This is a genomic window from Marinomonas rhizomae (assembly GCF_024397855.1).
In the GTDB taxonomy this organism is placed as follows: domain Bacteria; phylum Pseudomonadota; class Gammaproteobacteria; order Pseudomonadales; family Marinomonadaceae; genus Marinomonas; species Marinomonas rhizomae_A.
Genome location: NZ_CP073343.1, coordinates 3,972,452 through 3,990,486, shown reverse-complemented (window position 1 = coordinate 3,990,486; position 18,035 = coordinate 3,972,452). Strand labels below are relative to the sequence as shown.

The window sequence follows — 18,035 nt, the reverse complement described above, 5'->3', positions numbered from 1 at the left end:
ATGATGTGAATTAAGGGATAAATTGGCGGTTTACAGCGCTTTCAGGGTCAAAACTTCCGACAGGAATATTCTGCGCTTCGGCTGTCCATTTCCATGTGGTGGCGAGTCGTTCTTTGGTAAATGCGCCGTAGCCATCTTGATCACTGACGGCGTTATATACCAAGGATTTTATTGAGTTAATCGTATCTGTTGCAGTGCTAGCATCAACTTCAGGCACTATGTCATGAACGATTTGTCCGCTTTCTTCTGGGTGTTCCCAAGTGTATGCAATGGCTTTTTTGTAAGCTTCAATGAAGCGTTTGACTGTATCTGGGTGTTGATTAATAAAGCGGTCAGATGCAATAACTGAGGTCGAGTAGAACTCTAAACCGGCATCGTACCATGGCAATACTCGCAAAGTTTGACCGGCGCTTTTGGCTTGTTGCTGATAAATTACCGTATCGGTTATCCATGAAATAACCACGTCAGTGTTACCGGAAAGTAACATTGGGTTTAGCGCACCAGCGTCTGCTTTGACCAATTTGATACTGTCTGGATCAACGTTATTCACTTCTAACAATAAGGGTAAAAAAACATTTGAAGACGTATAAGGCGAGGTGGCTATGCGTTTTCCTGCGACGTCTTTGACGCTTTTAATGTCTGAATCAGCAGGTACAAAGAAAGCATGAGGCGCTTTGCTAAAAACAGAATACACCGCTGATACCGGCACATCATTTTGTGCTTTTGCCATTAATAAAGCGACCAAGTCAGATAAGCCCATGTCGGCATTACCGGTGGCGAGTTTGCTGATCGCGTCGGTTGAACCTCGGCCGCTTGCCACAGAGACGTCTAAATCAACGTCTTCGAAAAAGCCTTTTTTGATGCCCACATAAATGGGTGCTTTATCGCCACCAGGTAACCAATCGAGCTGAAACTTTACTTTATCAGCGGCGAAAACCGTAGTTCCGCTTAAAGCACTCACTGCCACGGCCCCAGCTAGGCATAGATTACGAAATAGGGTTGTCTTGTTCATTGTTTTCTCCATGTTTCATCATAGATCTGGCTGTGCTTTTCAAAGCAAGCCAAGCTCAGTTAGTGAAACAACCACAAAGAATACAAGATGAGGAAAGAGCGAGAGGGCTGGGTACACAGTCGAATTAGGTAGATACGGCTGTCACTTCCCTTTCGACATCCTCTTTGGGTTGTCGATAAGGCAGTGAGCAATGCCCGAACTTGGTTTGTTGGAACCCGACACCAAATTTGACCGCTTCTACTCATTGCGTCACGCAAACTATTTGCGCTACTTATGACTAAGCAACAAGCAGGCCAAATAAATTTGCCTATAAATTCGGCAATAATACGGTTGTTAGCGCTCTGTTCTGCACTTGAATTGGGCGAGTTGTGAGAAAGTTGCACCAAGAATATATCTCACAGTGAGAGAACTAAGCCGTTTCATAAGCGTGTGCTGTGTCGTTATGGTCACTGATGAGGCTGGTACAAGGTTTGCTTGTTAAAGAGGTTAGATTATTGATGAAATGAAGAGTAGAAGCGGTTAAGCCTTGTGGCCTGGACATTGCTCTTTCCTAAATAAGGAGAGTGTTATGCCCCAGTATTTGATTCGCCAAGCCAAAGCCGTTGCAGGTTATGAGCTTCCTCAAGATATCCGTATTAAAGATGGCGTGATTGCCGCCATTTCTTCCACATTAGAACGCGAGCCTGATGACGAGTTGATCGATGCGTCAGAGTGTGTGCTTTATCCAGGGTTTGTAAATACTCACCATCACCTTGCCCAATCTATTCTAAAAGGCGTTCCAGCAGGCTTAAACCAAGGTTTAGGAGAATGGTTAGCCAGCGTACCATATCGGTTTTGGCCACAAATCACGCCAGATTTAATGTATGTAGCAGCGAAATTAGGCCTGTACGAACAACTGCGTTCTGGCGTGACCACCTGTGCAGATCATCATTATTTGTACCATGCGAGTACATCGCCGGAGTTGGAAGACGCTGTTTGGCGTGCAGCGGAAGACTTAGGGATTCGCTTGGTGTTGTGTCGCGGTGGTGCGACGGTGCAAGGCAGCCATAAAGGCATGCAAGACAGCGGCATTGTTCCAGAGTCATTGGATTTGTCACTGGATCGTCTTGATGCTTCCTACAAACGTTATCATGACGCTAGTCCACTCAGTATGCGACGCTTGGTTGTTGCGCCGACTAGCTTGGTTCACACCTCACCAGCAGAAGACTTACGTGGTTATGCTCAGTGGGCAAAAGAGCGAAACTTACTGCGCCATTCGCATTTATTAGAAGTGTCTTTTGATGAGCAGATGGCGCAACAAAACTTTGGTATGAGCGCGATTGATTACGCTGGTCATTGTGATTGGCTAGGCGATGATGTGTGGTTTGCTCACTTGGTGCAAGCTGATGCCCATGCGATTGAGTTGCTGGCGCAAACCAAGACTCGAATTGCCCATTGTCCAACATCAAATTGTCGCCTTGGAAGTGGTATTGCACCAGTGTTAGCGATGGAAAAGGCGGGTATTCCCATTACTCTTGGAGTGGATGGATCGGCATCCAGTGAAAACGCTTCTATGCTACAAGAGTTGAATCTCGCGTGGTTGTTACATCGCACTCAGGGTGGTCCAACAGCAACGAACGTGACACAAGTACTTAAATGGGGAACACAAAATGGCGCGGATCTTTTGGGGCTTAAAACAGGTCAAATAGCCGAAGGTTATGCTGCGGATTTGGTGTTGTATTCCCTTGATGCGCCGCGTTTTTCGGGCGTACACAGCCCGTTAGAAACGCCAATCTTATGTGGTGAGCCAGCACTGATTAAACACAGCTTTGTGAATGGTAAACCTGTGGTTGAAAACGGCCAAGTGCTGGGCGTGGATGAAGCCGAGTTAGTGCATGATATAAAAGCCGCTGTGTTGGCGTTGTTAGCGAAATCGCCAGTGAATTGATTGTGAGATTCTCAGTGAATTAATTGGAGATAGAGTAGCGGACGAGTAAACTATTGATCCATTTTACTCGTTGCTAAGGAATAGGATGTCACTTTCTCATTCATCACAACCCACTGGATTGCATGTAAAGCGCTTGGCTGAAAAAGAATTGGTGGCTTTGTTTGCTCTGATGATGTCGCTGACGGCGTTGAGTATGGATGCCATGTTGCCGGCGTTTCCTTTCATTGCCGAGTCTCTGGCGGTGGTGGATTATCAGAAAACCCAGTGGATCGTCTCAGCAATGATTTTGGGCATGGTCTTTGGGGAAATTTTCTTTGGGCCTTTGTCCGATGCCATAGGCCGCAAAAAGAGTATTTTACTTGGTATCTCTGTATATCTTGTCGGTTCAGTGGTGGCGTTGTTGGCGTCGTCTATCGAGATGTTTTTGCTGGGTCGCATGATACAAGGGTTTGGCGTTGCAGGGCCAAAAATAGCGTCTCGTGCCTTGATACGAGATATGTACAAAGGCGCGGCGATGGCGCGCATTATGTCCTTTGTGATGATGGTGTTTATTTTAGTGCCTATGCTTGCTCCCTCTATTGGGCAGCTCGTGTTACAAGTCGCAGATTGGCGTTGGATTTTTGGTTTGTTGATGACTCAAGCAACCATTGCGGGATTATGGTTGCTGCTGCGTCAGCCTGAAACTTTGTCGAAAGAAAACCGTATTCCACTCAACCGAAAACGATTAGTGGCCGATGTTCGTATCATACTTAGCCGCGGTGATGTCATGGCCTATACTGTGTTATTGGGCTGTATTTTTGGTGGTTTGATGTTGCATATAAGCACTGCTCAATCCATTTTTCAGGATGTGTATGACACGGGCGATCGCTTTCCTTTGTTCTTTGCCATGTTGGCGATTGGCTCTGCTGTTATCAATTTCTCAAACGGCAAGATTGTACTGCGAATCGGTATGCTGCGCTGTGTGATAAGTGCGTTGAGCGTACTGTTAACTTCTTCTTTTGTTTTGCTGTTATCGACTTTTTACTTTGATGGTGTGCCGCCGTTTGTGCTCTTTATGGGGTTGGGAATGGTGATGTTTTCCTGCTTCGGTATGGTGTTTGGAAACGTAAACGCCATGGCGATGGAGCCGCTAGGAAAAATGGCGGGGCTTGGGGCTTCCGTTATTTCATCGTTATCCAGCTTTCTGGCGATTATTTTATCGACCGTGATTGGGCAGTTTTATCACTTTACTGTGACGCCATTGGCAAGCGGTTTTGTTATTTTTTCTATCATTGCTTTTGTGATGCTGAGGTATGGGTACAAGTACAGCCAGCGTCATACCGTAGAATAAGGTTTTTCAGCGCATAGTTGGTTGGGTGAAGGTGGGTGTCATCCAGTGTTCACCAAAATAGGTTAGAATGTAAGCTCAGTTTTTAAGTAAGAGCATACCTATTTCTATGTCATCTCAAATATCCCAATCTGATTCCTTAGCGAAGCAACTCTTTTCCATGACATGGCCAATGATGTTTGGCATTTTGTCGTTGATGAGTTTTCAGCTGGTGGACAGTGCCTTTATCGGACAATTAGGTATTTTGCCCTTAGCTGCACAGGGTTTTACTCTGCCCATTCAGATGGTTGTCATTGGTCTGCAAGTCGGGTTAGGGATCGCAACAACGGCGATTATTTCTCGTGCTTTAGGGGCAGGGAATACGCGTTATGCCAAGCAATTAGGTGGTTTGGTATTAATGATGGGGAGTGTGGGGATTGCTTTCTTTAGTGTGATCATTTGGTTCTCACGTCATCCTATTTTGGCGTTATTGAGTGCGCCGGATTCTGTTTATCCTGTTATCGATTCTTACTGGCCTCACTGGTTACTCAGCGCTTGGGTCGGGGCGCTCATCTATTTTTATTACAGCATTTGTCGATCTAATGGTAATACCATGTTGCCAGGTATCATGATGATTGTGACCAGCGTGCTTAACTTGGTGCTGGATCCTATTTTTATCTTCACTTTTGATCTTGGTTTGAATGGCGCCGCGATGGCAACCACGGTGGCGTTTGCTTTAGGTACTTTGATTGTTGCGCCGCAAGTCGCTCGTAAGCACTGGATTACCTTTGATTGGCAAGATCTCAATGTCGGCAAAAGTTTGACGTCGATAGGTCATATTATGGGGCCTGCGATGGTGAGCCAGCTGCTGCCGCCAGTTTCTTCTATGTTGGCGACTAAGCTGATTGCTGGATTTGGTACGGCAGCGGTAGCGTCTTGGGCGCTGGGCTCGCGCTTTGAATTTTTCTCTATTGTGGCCGTGTTGGCGCTGACTATGTCGATGCCACCCATGGTCGGACGGTTGTTAGGCGAAGGGCGTTTAGATGATGTTCGTTATGTTGTGCGTTTAGCCTGTCGTTTCGTATTATCATTTCAACTATTGGTTGCAGTGGTTACTTTCTTCGTCTCGGGTCTGTTGGCGAACTTGATGACCAGTGATGAAGAAGTATCGATGATTTTGCATTGGCATTTGATGATAGTGCCGGTGAGTTTAGGCCTACTCGGCATTTGTATGTTGATGGTGTCGATCTCTAATGCGCTTGGTAAATCTTATACCGCTTTGACAATATCTGCATTGCGACTGTTTGCCTTCTTCTTGCCTTGTCTATGGATTGGTTCTGAATTAGCCGGACTTAAAGGGCTGTTCTTCGGCGTCTTGATCGGTAATGTTCTTGCGGGTATTTGTGCTTGGCGTATGTATCGCAGAGCGCTTGAACAGGTTGAGAAAAAGCTAGTACAGAATAAGACGTAATACCGCAATATCGTCCAATCTTTTCTGTTTGTTATTGGTTAGTCTATATCTATTGTTTCAGGGGCTTAAGTCTGATCCTGACGCATTCTTATGAATTTAAGTTACAAGAAATTTAGACTTAGATGCGCCTTTAAGAATTCATCAATTAACCGTTTTTTTAGTCTTTTGTTAGACGCTTTCTCTTTGGGTAAGCGTGAAATGTGCGTGCCTACGTACTATCAAAAGTAGTCTTGTTCCGGAGAGTAATGCATTGAATAAAATCAATATTAACGAAAAGTTTGGATTGTTCACAGAGGAGTGGGCTCCGAAGATTATTGCGGAATCAAATGGCCAACTAGTTAAAATAGCAAAAGGAAGTGATGAGCTTGTTTGGCATACACATGAGCATGAAGATGAACTTTTTATTGTGTTCAAAGGGCAACTGACTTTGCAGATGAGAAGCGGAGATGTTGTACTCAACACTGGTGAAATGTTTGTTGTCCCTAAGGGTGTAGAGCATTGCCCTAAAGCAAAAAAAGATACTCATTTTATGATGGTTGAGCCTTTATCGACAGCTCATACTGGCAAACTTGAAAGTGAAGTAACGGTATCATTCGAGAAGCAAGATTGGATATAGCGCAATAACAAGTTGATACTGAGCTAGTGCGGAATAAGTTGTAATACCGCAATATCGTCCAATCTTTTCTGTTTGTTATTGGTTAGTCTATTGTTATTGATTAGGCTAGTTTCGGGAGGTTGTGATGTCAGTAGAAAATCATTTTCAGTTTGCGAAAAGTGCAGCCCTCGATGAGGTGATGTTGCTGGAAGCCTCTATGAGCGATTTTTCTTATGGCACTCATGCCCATGAGGAGTTTTCTTTCGGCGTAACTTTATCTGGTCGTCAGGATTTTTTTGCTTTAGGTGAACATCACAAAAGCTATGCTGGCAATGTGATTGTGTTTAATCCGGAAGAAGCTCACGATGGTCATTCTGGTGCGGATGATCCTCTTCACTACAAGATGCTTTATGTCCATCCTGATCAATTAACTCCCATGCTTGAAAGTGCTGGTATTCGTCGCGCGCAAGACTTTCGTATCGAACTTCCTGTGCAGCATGATGCCGTACTCAAAGCACACATTTTGCGCTTGGCTGCTTTGGTAGAAAGTTCTGCTACGTCTGCGCTGGAGTATTCCTCTGCTTTGTTTGAATTTGCTGAATATTTGGCACGGCAAAAGGGCATTCAAATAGAAGCTAAGCAGCGCGTGAAAGACCCTGTTTTTGAACGAGTGCGCGAGTATTTACATGCTCATGTGGGTGCAGAAGTGTCACTTGATGAATTAAGCCAAGTGGCGCATATGTCGAAGTACCATTTATTGCGCTGCTTCCGTGATTATTTTGGTATGACGCCTCACCAATACTGGCAAAATTATCGAATGAACCGCGCCAAAGACGCGCTTGAGCTAGGAATGTCTCCAGCCGACGTGGCGTTTACCTTTGGCTTCACCGACCTGAGTTATTTTAATCGTCGATTTAAGCCCATGTTTGGGCTCACGCCTTATCAATTTAGGCGTACTTTGCTGCGTACTTAGCGGCAAACTTCACCTTATAGCTAATTCTTTTTCTATTACGTCTTTGTATCAAATATCCATTTGAGGAACTCTCATGCTCGCAATAATCATCTATGCCTTTGGCGTTATGTACAGTCCTGGCCCTGCTAATATGTTGGCACTTTTGGCTGGCGTAAATGGCCAAGGCTGGCGTGCTTTTTTGTATTGTGTCGGCGTCGGGTTGGCCATGCTGATCTTATTTCTTCTGATTGGCTATTTAGGGGGTGATATTATTCCTCTTAAATATCAATCGATTATCGCCATTTTGGGTGGAATTTATATTGCTTATCTAGGAGTGAAAATTCTGAAAGCGAGTTTTCAGCAGGCAGAGGTGAGATCACAAGACAAGGCAGTGAGTTTTAAAACGGGTCTGATTCTTCAGTTGTGTAACCCTAAATCGTTAGTGGCCATTGTGCCGATTGTTAGCGTGCAATTTCCTCGCTTTCATATTGAAGGCAGTCAAATTGCCGTTTGGTCATTGGGGCTTGCCGTTATGGCATGCGGAGCACCAAGTACTTACTTGTTAGCGGGCTCTCAACTAAAAAAAGCCGCAATGAACCCTAAAATCATGGCGTGGGTGAATCGTATTATGGCGCTGTTATTATTTTATGTGGCTTATCGATTTATCTTTGCTTAATACAAGCAAACAGAATAACTAAAAATCACCAATACAGATGATCTGTATTGTCGTCTGTATGCCTTTTTAATGATCTGTCTGCGTCTGTTTAGCTGGTAGTAAGCCATCTATCATTACTCACTAAGACAGTTTATTGAGTCAGGAGGTTGGTATGATCATCATTGCATTACTACAGCACTTTTCGGTGTGTTTTCAGCGTTACCTATCTCGTAAGAAGCTTGCGTCTCTGTCCCATGAACTGCGCAAAGACATGGGCATCATGCAAGACAGCTTTGAGGCCGAAGTGAGCAAAGGTAATGTATTTACCTTTGCTAAAGAACTGAGTGCCTTCCCTAAAAAATAGGAGAAATCAAAAAAGTGATACTGAATACAAGGGATTTTTCTTAGAGATATTTGTCGATTTTATATTTGAGGGGTATGCTGTTCAGATGTTTTTATCGGTAGGACTGATGATGTGTTGAGCGTGCCGCGAGTCGTCTGGATTATGATGTGTTGTTTAGCTGGATTGTGGCTGTTTTTATCCGCTGCGACACAGGCGACTTCTTATGCATCTTTGTCCTATACGAATTCTTCGCACGCTTCGCATCAGAACATTGCGTCAATGTCTCAGTCGTCAATGTCTGATATGAACCTTACTTCTGCCTCGCATGATCATGCTAAAAATATGAGTTACTCTGATTGTGTTGATCATTGCGCGTTGGCAGTTTTGCCTCCTGTGCTTTTGTTGCTGGCTTCTACTGTTGTGTATTGGCCTGCTTTGTCGCTGATTGAAAAATGGCGATATCATTCCTTAGAACTAGTCACGCCTCCTCCCCGTTTATCTGCGTTAATTGCGAATTAGCTGTCTATTTAACAGCATCTAATATCACTGATGGTCTTAGCGTTATTCATAATGCTGAATAACGTCTGAGCTGTTTGTAAGTACTCAATAACGAGAGATAAAACTATGACACTTTTTAAAAAATATTTTTTTGCTGCAGCGATGCTAACTATGAGTTTGGCGATTGCTGGCTGTACCGCTTCGTCATCAACGGACGATATGGATCATCATCAAATGGATCATTCCGAGCATGCTTCTCAGTTTATGCAAGGCAACCAGCAAATGATGATGGATATGCATTCTGCGGAACTGACCGGTGATGTTGATTACGACTTTGTGGTTGGCATGATTCCTCATCACCAAGGTGCGATTGATATGGCGACGCAGTTGCTTGCATCAGCGCAGGTTTCTGACAAGTTGAAGCCTTTGGCGGTTGATATTGTGGCGGCGCAATCGAGCGAAATTACGTTTATGCGAGATTGGCTTGCAAGCCATGAGGAAGCGAGACCATCTGCTGACGCTGAAAAAATTAAAGCCGCCTATGCTGCTATTAATGCAAAAATGATGTTGGATATGAATCAGTTGTCAGCAAGTGGCGATGTGAATCGTGACTTTGTCGCAGGCATGATCCCACACCATGAAGCGGCTGTTGCCATGGCAAAAGTACTTCTTGAATTTAGCCGTGACCCAGCGCTAATAAAAATGGCCAAAGCGGTTATTAACGACCAAAATCGCGAAATCGCCTTCATGCAGCAGTACTAAGTACTTTCTTGATAAATAAGCCCTCTCATAACTCCTCCCGATAATTCTACCGGGAGGGGTTATTATTGGGCATCTCTCCAACCTCGAAAGTACCTTTTTGTCCTGCTGTTTCTTTCCTGCGTGAGATACAATAAGTGCTCTTGCAACCACACAAACCTATTTCAACGTCATAAAACACACATCTCCAGTGTTTATTCTAAAGGTTGCGAGCCGTGCCAAATTACGTGATTAGGCTGAAATAAGGTGCCGAGCATATCGAGGATGTAGCATGTTAAGATTTTTTAAAATCCGCAATGGATTGATTCAAGAGATTTCCAAAGAAGACGAGAACTTTGCCACCCTTCAAAAAGAAGCCAACTGGATTGATGCTGCCGAGCCGGATGATGATGAACGCTTGCAACTAAAGGCGTTATTACGAACGGACCTTCCTGAATCCGATGATGTGGAAGAAATTGAAGCCTCTGCCCGTTGTTTTGTCGACCAAGCCGGTATTCATGTCCACTCTTTATTTTTGAACCAAACGGAAGGGCGTCATAAAACATCTACGGTTGCCTGTATTTTGCAGCAAGACAGGCTAATCACTATCCGTGAAACAGAGTTAGCCGATTTCAGGTTGTTGCGTATGCGTGCTCGTCGCGGGCAAATTATTGTCGATTCTCCAGCTCATTTATTAGTGACTTTACTTGAGAATAAAGTGGAGAACCACGCGGATACGCTAGAAGATTCTCATCGTCAGTTGGAAGACGTGAGCCACCTAGTGTTAGAGGATGACGAAACCGAGCTGGATACCATTATCGAAAAATTAGCGCGTCTAGAAGACAGTAACGGAAAAATTCGCCTGTGTTTGATGGATACGCAGCGTAATATCTCTTTCTTGTTGCGACATTTGCCTAATCGACAAGATTATTCAGAAACCTTACGTGAGGTCATGCGTGACGTTGAAACCTTGATGTCTCATACAACCTTTCTGTTCGACAAAATTAACTTCTTGATGGATTCCACTCAGGGTTTTATTAATATTGAGCAGAATAAAATCATCAAGATTTTTTCTATTGCCTCTGTTGTGTTTTTGCCGCCAACCTTGGTTGCCAGTATTTACGGAATGAACTTTAAAATCATGCCTGAGCTTGGCTTTGATTTTGGTTATCCAGCAGCATTAGGGCTAATGGTATTTTCTGCGTTTGCGCCTTATTGGTATTTTAAACACCGTGGCTGGTTATAAGATTTCTTAATACGTTACCACTATAAAACGGCATGATTTAATAGATACCTATGAGATCATGCCGTTCTTCTGTCTACTTCCCTGTGTATTTTCTTGTTAATAGACTGTTCTAGTCTGTATATCTTTCTATTTGAGTAATTACTTATTGAAAACGTGGTTGAGAATGACTACCATTTGTTTAGTGTTTTTTATTCATTGGAGAGTGTCGTGGAAGATTCAGTTCAACAGAAAATAGTCGACTTTTTACAGGTCGGTGGACCTGTGGTGTGGATACTGATGGTATTTTCTGTCGTTGCTCTGACAATTGTTTTGTTAAAGCTATGGCAATTCTCTTCACTTCGCGCGGAAAGCTTGAAGACAAGTAATTTGGCTTTGAGTGAGTGGCGTCAAGGTAGTGGCGAAGACGCACTCGAAAAACTCGATGAAAAACGTCCAATTGATGCATTACTTGCTTACACAATGCGTGCCTTGCTAGCGACCAATACTCGAGCGGATCTTATTCGTGAAGAGGTAGAGCGTCGCGCTATGAACCAATTGAATCAGCTGCGCTCTTATCTTCGCCCTTTAGAAATTATTGCGACTTTGAGCCCATTACTAGGTTTGCTCGGTACGGTATTAGGCATGATAACGGCTTTCCAACAAATGGAAGGTGCTGGTAACCAAGTAGATCCCTCCGTTCTATCGGGCGGTATTTGGCAAGCGTTGTTAACCACAGCAGTCGGTCTAGCAGTAGCGATTCCTGTTGTGACATTACAAAGCTGGCTAGAGCGCAAAGTAGAGCGTATTGCTCATAATATGAATGACGCAGTTACACAGGTTTTTACCAGTAAAGAAGCCAAGCACCTTGTTGAAAAGGCTGCTCAAGAGATGTTGCATGCCGCTTAATTTGTCTCAACCAAAGCGTAAGAATGCGATTAGCTTAACACCACTGATCGATGTGGTGTTTATATTGCTACTGTTCTTCATGCTGACCTCGACTTTTGTACCTTGGCGTATTGTCGATACGCCGTTATCTGTCGCTTCCGATGTTCAGACTCCGCCGCAAGAGAAAGACAACCTAATTCTGACCTTGAAGCAAAATAACGATCAGGTTTGGGTTGATGACCAAGCCATTAGTTTCTCCGATCAATCTCGTTTTCAAGCGCTCGTCACAGATCATAATGAGGGCGTTTTTGTCATCAAAGCGGAAGATGGTGTGACTCTACAGACCTTGATGCATCTTGCTGATCGCTTAAAACTTAATGGTGCAAAAACCGTATCGATTGCGAATGCCTTTGCTATGCCGGAGGCGAAATGAAGATAGGTGAAAAATACGCTGCGAGAAACGCCAGCAACGACGACAATATGGTGCCACTGATTAACGTGGTGTTCTTGATGTTGGTATTCTTTATGGTCGCGGGGCAAATTCAAAAAGCTGATCCTATCGCCGTTATTCCACCTCAATCGATTAACGATAACCGAGCGGCAACGGACCCAAATATTGAGATTGTACTGGGTGCGGATGACAGCTTATATGTGGATGATGCACTATTTGTCGTCGACGATATTCAAGCCTATTTAGAACAAGCATTTGCTGCATCATCCGATCAGGACGATTTTTGGGTGCAAATTAAAGCCGATGGTGCCATTTCGTTAGAAAAACTTCGCCCCATTTTTAATCAAGTGCGTTTAGCGGGTCTTACTAAAGTCAGCTTGGCGACACAGCTTGAGCGGGAAAATAAATGATTTCCACACGTCATTGGATTATTGCAGGTGGCTTGGCTATTTCTGTTCATACAGCTGCTTTCTATGCGGTATTTTACGCGCCATCCGTAGGTAGTCAGTCTGTGGGTTCACAAGGTATTGAGTTCGATCTAGGCATGGTTGGTGATCTTGGTGCTGCAGCTCAATCGACAGCCGCTCAAGAAGAAGTGAAAGAAGTTGATGAAGCAGTAGAAGAACCGATTGAAAAGGAAGAGGTTCAAGAAGAGGTAGAGCCAGACCCCGTTGTTGAGCCAGAACCAGAACCTGTGGTTGAGCCAGAGCCAGAACCTGTAGTTGAGCCAGAGCCAGAACCTGTAGTTGAACCAAAGCCAGTTGTTGAACCAGAACCTGAGCCTGTTGAAGTTAAGCAGGCGTCTCCAATTGAAGTGAAAAAGCCAGAGCCTAAGCCTAAGCCTAAGCCTAAGCCTAAGCCTAAGCCTAAACCAGAACCTAAACCAGAGCCAGAACCTAAACCAGAGCCGAAAAAAGAAGCGCCAGTTGTTAAAGCGGCTCCTAAGCAAGTTTCACCACCATCAATGGCGAACCAAAAAGCCACAACGGGAAGCGCAGCGGCTGCAACCAGTGGCGGTAATCCAGGCGCTAAAGCAAACTATTTTACCAAGCTAACATCGGTTTTAGCCCAGAATAAACGTTACCCAAGAGCGTCTCGTCGTCGTAATGAAGAAGGCGTTGTTTCCTTATCATTCGTGGCGCATGCGGATGGCTCTGTATCAAATGTAAAAATCACAGAGAGTTCTGGCCATAAGCGTTTGGATAATGCGGTATTGGACATGATAAAACGCTCAACGCCTTTGCCTAAATTCTCAAAGGATATGGTTGAAACGGAATTGCGAATTAACTTGCCAGTGTCCTTTAAGCTAAGTGATCTTAGATAAGATAGTGAACCTGAGATACTGAAGAATAAAAACGCCGCACTTTAATACTCAAAGCGCGGCGTTTTTGTTTCAAAAATAGCTTACTGAGCAATGAGAATTTTCGGCGCTGGATTCTTTGGTAGTAATAACCAAACCTTGCCAAAATGCTTTAGCTGGCCCGCATGGAAGTGCGCTTCTTCGCCTATCCCTTGGTACCAATCAATGTGCCCCGGCCCTTTGATCGCACCGCCTTTATCTTGCGCTAGCAAAAGACGAAACTCATGGCCAACTAGGTTACCGTAAGTGTCTAGCTTCGGAACTTGTGCCAATAAAATGGAGCCAAGTGGAATGACATTGGGGTCAACTGCGGCGGAATACAAAGGCGTTAATGGCACGTTAGCCGCACCAACTGGGCTTTTGGGGCCTTCGCTAAAAAACAAATAACTTGGGTTAGTGGATAAAATTTCACGGTTTCTATCTGGGTGATCACTTAGCCATTGGCGAATGCTTTGGGCGGAAATATGGGCTCGATCGATTTCACCTCGCTCAATCAGTTCTTTTCCTAAACTGCGATAAGCATGACCGTTTACTCCGCCCCAAGACAAGAGCTTCTGCTCACCATCTTCATATTGAACGACGCCAGAACCTTGCACATGCAAGAAAAAATTGTCGACCAAACTAGAGGTGTAAGCAATTTCTAATCCTTGTCCTGCGAGGGCATTTTCAAAATCTATTTCTTCGCGAGAAGGGTAAGTTCCGTCAACATTTCGTTGTGCCGGTTTACGATAAAGTGGGTAGCGATAGACCTCATCCGGTAAGTGTCGCACCGGTAAAACAGGTACATAGTATCCTGTGATTTGCACGTTGCCTCTTTGGTCTTGCCCTGATAATTGATGAGCAATGAGTTGCGGCTGTTGTGCGGGGTTGTGCAACCATTTACCAATTTCTTGAGCAACGATTTTTAAATCTGCCGCACTGGTTTGCGTGTTCTCAAGTACGAAATCTTTATCGCCAATGCGGTTCAAGTATTTTAGTTGTTGCTGTAAGCCATTTTCGAAGCTCTCGTCAGGCATGGGCAAGCCCGGTGGCAGACTTTCTTTCAAATACAATGTCTCACGTTTCAGTGACGTTGTGTCTCGGCCATTGTTTTCAAAGTCATTGGAGCTATCAATCTCGTTAACACTGCAGCTGCTCAATAAGGTAAAAGAAATGAGACAAAGAGGACGAATTAGGAAGCGGCGATGTGTTTTAGGCGGTAAAAGGTGTCGTAAAAAAGAAGAAAAAATCATAAGCCCTATTTCTATAAAATGAATCGGTAAAATAATAAATAGTTGAGTTTTGACCACGCCTGTTTTGACAATGAATAGCGGGCGAGGTTCATCTTGTGTTTTTATAGAAATGAAAGCAACGATAGGGAAAGGCTTTTACACTTTGCCAACGCCATAGAGATCAGAACATGAGGTATTCATAGGCTTGTCTGAGTCCAATGAAGATATCTTGGTCGCCACCTCTGTCTGGGTGATGCTTCTGTGCGAGCTTACGATACTGTTGCTTGATAATCGTCTTGGTAGGGTTGTTGCTGTCTATTTGCAGGGTTTTTAAGGCCGAATCTCGATTGCCCGATAAGCTTATTCCTTTGTAAAAACTATTAAGAAGGCGAGAAACTTCATCTTCATCGGTTTTTTCGTATTCTTCCCAGTCTAAGTAGTAAGCCGCTAACTTTGCATCGACGCTGTCGTTTAAACTGGTACTAGCAGACAATTGAATATCGGATGCGCTAACTAGGTGAATTCGAAGTGCACTGATGTTTAGCATCAGCTTTTCTTCTTGCCAGAGACTGCTTTGCAATTGATACAAAGCATTCATAATGAGAAAGTGCTGACGAAACAGTTGTAAATTAGGATCGTCCGCGAGCTGACTAAATTCTGTTAGCTGGATCTTTAGCTCTTTTAGTATGTCAAACTCACTCATACCATTTGGGTGGTTTTTTAGGATCGCGAGAATCGGACCAACTAAAGGATTTTTCATATCTAGCTCGTATACTTTAGGTATTTACTACAGTGTATGTGATGAACCTAAAAATGGTCAAAGTTGAGCCGGAACTTTTTTAACTTGGGTAATAGAAAGACAACGTTATGTTATGGATTGTGGGTATTGTTATCGCTCTTTTATTGTTTGTTGGGCCAAGCGCGTGGGTAAAATATACCTTAAAGCGCTACGCCACGGATCGCGAAGATTTACCTGGAACAGGCGGTGAGCTGGCGACACATTTGGTGAAACGCTTTGAACTAAATGAAGTAAAAGTAGAAGCCGCACAAGAAGGCCATGATCATTTTGACTTTGGTCAACATGCGGTTCGCCTTAGTCCGAGTGTCCTTAGTGGTCGCTCTTTAACGGCGGTTGCTGTGGCGGCTCACGAAGTAGGACATGCCATTGCCCACGAGAAGAAGCAAAAAATTTCCCACCTCAGCACTCGCTATTTGCCCTTGGCGCATTTTGCTCGACGAATCACCGCAGGTTTATTACTTGGCTGGCCCGCCTTGAGCTTGCTGCTACATATTCCCTACGCTGTGCCTTTGCATGCCTTGGTTGTTGGTTTATCCGGATTATTAGCGGTTATCGTGCAACTAGCGATATTGCCAGAAGAATGGGACGCCAGCTTCAACAAAGCACTTCCCATTTTGAGAGAAGGCAACTACATCCCACAGGAAGACCTACCCAAAGTGAAGAAAATCCTCACCGCCTGCGCCATGACCTACGTCGCTGCCGCACTTATCAAAGTACTCTTCGTATGGCGCTGGTTTAAGCGATAACTTACTTCTTCCCCCCACCTCGTAGGTCGGGATGAGGGAGGCACGACCGTGATCCGACATGTCACGTCCTCACAATACTCGAACCAAACGGCGTTTATCTTCGAAACTACCGCCTACCTCATCAAAACGCCGTTTGGTTCTTGCTCGCTTTTTACTGGTAGAAAGTAGGTAAGCGTTTTAGTATCAGTGAATAAGGATTAATGATTAGCTCAAAATAGGAATATTCATGAAATACCGAGAAAGCGATAAAGATAAAAAGCTAAGAGATTGGTTTTCAAATGACTACAGTCACGGACTTCTCAAACGAATTGAGCTAAAGAAAGGTAAGCTGCGAGGCTTGAGTGAAATGGATCTCAGCTTTGATTACCCAATTACTGCGATAGCGGGAAAAAATGGAGCCGGCAAATCAACTATTTTAGCTTTAGCTTGTTGTGCTTTCCATAACAAAAAAAAGGCATATAAGCTCAAAGATAGAAAAGCTACTTATTATACTTTTTCAGATTTTTTTATTCAGCATAGTAGCGAAATTTCTCCAGTAGGGGTTGAAATCAACTATTCTATTGCCTTTGATAGTTGGAAAAAATCACCAAGCCTACCAAACGGTTTGGGTGTTGGAGTACAAAAACGTTTTAAGAAGGAGGCTGGTAAATGGAATTACTATGCTGGTCGTGTTCATAGGACTGTTGTTTTTATTGGTATTAGCCGTGTAGTTCCTCATAGTGAAAGAAGCCAATCACGATCATACTCTAAACAGTTTTCGGAACAGGCTCCACTTGGATGGGAAGATGAAGTCAAAGATACTGTTGGCTATATCTTAGGTAAAAATTACGAATCATTGAGGTTCCTAGAACACTCCAAATATACACTACCAGTTGTGGAGGTGGCAGGAGTGAAATATTCAGGTTTGAATATGGGAGCAGGTGAAAACGCGCTATTCGAAATTTTTAGAGTTTTATATTCTGCAGGTAAGGGGGCCTTACTCGTTATTGATGAGATTGAATTAGGGCTTCATGCTGACGCTCAGCGAAAGCTAATTCAGAAGTTAAAAGAGTCCTGTATAAAACAAAAATCGCAAGTCATATGCACTACACATTCTAAGATTGTTTTCCAACAATTACCTCCCGATGGGCGTAGATATATAGAAGCGATTGGTGGTAAAACCAAAGTAACGTATTCTATTTCTCCTGAGTTTGCTATGGCAAAGATGGGAGCTAAAGAGGACGAAGAGCTAGAAATTTTCGTTGAAGATGGAGTGGCAAAGTCTCTTCTTTCTGCGTTACTACCAACAAAGCTTAGATCAAGGGTGTCAATTCGAGTGATTGGGTCTGCTGCTGCATTATCAAGACAGCTTGCGGCTGCATTCCTTAGACATCCTGAGAAATTAGTGTTGGCTATATTCGATGGCGACCAAAAAAATAAATACAATCAGCTGCTGAAGCATGCAAAAGATATGTCGGAAACAAGCAGCCCTGAGTTTGTTGAATGGTTTAAAGAAAAAGTATCTTTTTTGCCTGGAGATACTTGGCCAGAAGCTTGGATCGTTCAAAAGAACATTGAAACTTCGCAAACTTTAGCTCAGCAAGTAGATGCGGATGAGGATGAGCTATGTGAATTTTTGGAATATGGTCTTCAGGCCGGAAAACATAATGAATTTTATGAGATCGCTGAGCAATTAGGCTTCGACGAATTACATTGCATTCAAATTTTAACTTCGAATATTAAACAAAATTTCGAAACTGATTTTCGTGACATTTTTACCAAAATTGAAACTGCTTTACTTTAGATTAATAACTACATCAACTAAAGAAGAGGTCTTTAGTTGAAATAACTAAACCTTCTCAAAACCAACTGTCACAAAAAA

Annotated in this window: 20 protein-coding genes; 16 read left to right on the top strand and 4 right to left on the bottom strand. The window is 43.7% G+C overall.

Annotated features, from left to right (window positions below; translation table 11 throughout):
• Positions 1-10: 10 nt before the first annotated feature.
• Both KDW99_RS18725 and KDW99_RS18720 read right to left on the bottom strand, forming a co-directional pair.
• A complete protein-coding gene (locus KDW99_RS18725) occupies positions 11-1,012 on the bottom strand; it encodes an ABC transporter substrate-binding protein (protein WP_255826887.1) in 1,002 nt (333 codons plus the stop codon).
• Positions 1,013-1,421: 409 nt separating this feature from the next.
• Positions 1,422-1,553 carry a hypothetical protein gene (locus tag KDW99_RS18720; RefSeq protein ID WP_255826885.1) on the bottom strand — a complete coding sequence of 44 codons (132 nt, stop codon included), beginning with the start codon at positions 1,551-1,553 and terminating at the stop codon, positions 1,422-1,424.
• A gap of 27 nt (positions 1,554-1,580) precedes the next feature.
• Here KDW99_RS18720 and KDW99_RS18715 point away from each other — a divergent pair, with 27 nt between their 5' ends.
• The 14 genes from KDW99_RS18715 (at position 1,581) to KDW99_RS18650 (ending at position 13,382) form a co-directional block, all read left to right on the top strand.
• A complete protein-coding gene (locus KDW99_RS18715; RefSeq protein ID WP_255826884.1) occupies positions 1,581-2,939 on the top strand; it encodes an amidohydrolase family protein in 1,359 nt (452 codons plus the stop codon).
• An 85-nt stretch (positions 2,940-3,024) separates the two neighbouring features.
• A complete protein-coding gene (locus KDW99_RS18710) occupies positions 3,025-4,269 on the top strand; it encodes a multidrug effflux MFS transporter (RefSeq protein ID WP_255826883.1) in 1,245 nt (414 codons plus the stop codon).
• 106 nt (positions 4,270-4,375) lie between these two features.
• Positions 4,376-5,716, top strand: coding sequence for an MATE family efflux transporter (locus KDW99_RS18705; protein WP_205116329.1), 1,341 nt, complete (start codon positions 4,376-4,378; stop codon positions 5,714-5,716).
• Positions 5,717-5,966: 250 nt separating this feature from the next.
• Positions 5,967-6,332 (top strand): cupin domain-containing protein, encoded by a 366-nt coding sequence (locus tag KDW99_RS18700; protein WP_114411510.1) that lies wholly within the window; start codon positions 5,967-5,969, stop codon positions 6,330-6,332.
• A gap of 124 nt (positions 6,333-6,456) precedes the next feature.
• The gene (locus KDW99_RS18695; protein WP_255826878.1) at positions 6,457-7,284 is read left to right on the top strand and encodes an AraC family transcriptional regulator; all 828 of its coding nucleotides are present in this window, start codon (positions 6,457-6,459) and stop codon (positions 7,282-7,284) included.
• A gap of 73 nt (positions 7,285-7,357) precedes the next feature.
• A complete protein-coding gene (locus KDW99_RS18690) occupies positions 7,358-7,939 on the top strand; it encodes a LysE family translocator (RefSeq protein WP_255826877.1) in 582 nt (193 codons plus the stop codon).
• Between the two features lie 151 nt (positions 7,940-8,090).
• Entirely contained in the window at positions 8,091-8,282 is a 192-nt protein-coding gene (locus KDW99_RS18685) for a hypothetical protein (protein ID WP_255826874.1), read from the top strand.
• Positions 8,283-8,393: 111 nt separating this feature from the next.
• Positions 8,394-8,780, top strand: a complete 387-nt coding sequence (locus KDW99_RS18680) for a hypothetical protein (protein ID WP_255826873.1) — start codon at positions 8,394-8,396, stop codon at positions 8,778-8,780.
• A gap of 105 nt (positions 8,781-8,885) precedes the next feature.
• Complete coding sequence (locus KDW99_RS18675; protein WP_255826871.1) at positions 8,886-9,521, top strand: DUF305 domain-containing protein; 636 nt, start codon at positions 8,886-8,888, stop codon at positions 9,519-9,521.
• A 268-nt stretch (positions 9,522-9,789) separates the two neighbouring features.
• A complete protein-coding gene (gene corA / locus KDW99_RS18670) occupies positions 9,790-10,743 on the top strand; it encodes a magnesium/cobalt transporter CorA (RefSeq protein WP_255826870.1) in 954 nt (317 codons plus the stop codon).
• 207 nt (positions 10,744-10,950) lie between these two features.
• Positions 10,951-11,628, top strand: a complete 678-nt coding sequence (locus KDW99_RS18665; protein ID WP_255826869.1) for a MotA/TolQ/ExbB proton channel family protein — start codon at positions 10,951-10,953, stop codon at positions 11,626-11,628.
• A complete protein-coding gene (locus KDW99_RS18660; RefSeq protein WP_255826857.1) occupies positions 11,618-12,040 on the top strand; it encodes an ExbD/TolR family protein in 423 nt (140 codons plus the stop codon). The genes KDW99_RS18665 and KDW99_RS18660 overlap by 11 nt, the downstream gene beginning before the upstream one ends.
• Positions 12,037-12,468, top strand: coding sequence for an ExbD/TolR family protein (locus tag KDW99_RS18655; RefSeq protein ID WP_255826855.1), 432 nt, complete (start codon positions 12,037-12,039; stop codon positions 12,466-12,468). The genes KDW99_RS18660 and KDW99_RS18655 overlap by 4 nt, the downstream gene beginning before the upstream one ends.
• Positions 12,465-13,382 (top strand): energy transducer TonB, encoded by a 918-nt coding sequence (locus KDW99_RS18650; RefSeq protein ID WP_255826853.1) that lies wholly within the window; start codon positions 12,465-12,467, stop codon positions 13,380-13,382. The genes KDW99_RS18655 and KDW99_RS18650 overlap by 4 nt, the downstream gene beginning before the upstream one ends.
• Positions 13,383-13,462: 80 nt before the next feature.
• Here KDW99_RS18650 and mltA read toward each other — a convergent pair whose 3' ends face one another.
• Complete coding sequence (gene mltA, locus KDW99_RS18645; protein WP_255826851.1) at positions 13,463-14,650, bottom strand: murein transglycosylase A; 1,188 nt, start codon at positions 14,648-14,650, stop codon at positions 13,463-13,465.
• 160 nt (positions 14,651-14,810) lie between these two features.
• Complete coding sequence (locus KDW99_RS18640; protein ID WP_255826839.1) at positions 14,811-15,389, bottom strand: DNA-J related domain-containing protein; 579 nt, start codon at positions 15,387-15,389, stop codon at positions 14,811-14,813.
• A 107-nt stretch (positions 15,390-15,496) separates the two neighbouring features.
• Between KDW99_RS18640 and KDW99_RS18635 the strand changes: the two genes are divergently transcribed.
• Both KDW99_RS18635 and KDW99_RS18630 read left to right on the top strand, forming a co-directional pair.
• Positions 15,497-16,174 (top strand): zinc metallopeptidase, encoded by a 678-nt coding sequence (locus KDW99_RS18635; RefSeq protein ID WP_255826818.1) that lies wholly within the window; start codon positions 15,497-15,499, stop codon positions 16,172-16,174.
• Positions 16,175-16,400: 226 nt separating this feature from the next.
• Complete coding sequence (locus KDW99_RS18630; protein WP_255826817.1) at positions 16,401-17,957, top strand: ATP-dependent nuclease; 1,557 nt, start codon at positions 16,401-16,403, stop codon at positions 17,955-17,957.
• Positions 17,958-18,035 lie beyond the last annotated feature (78 nt).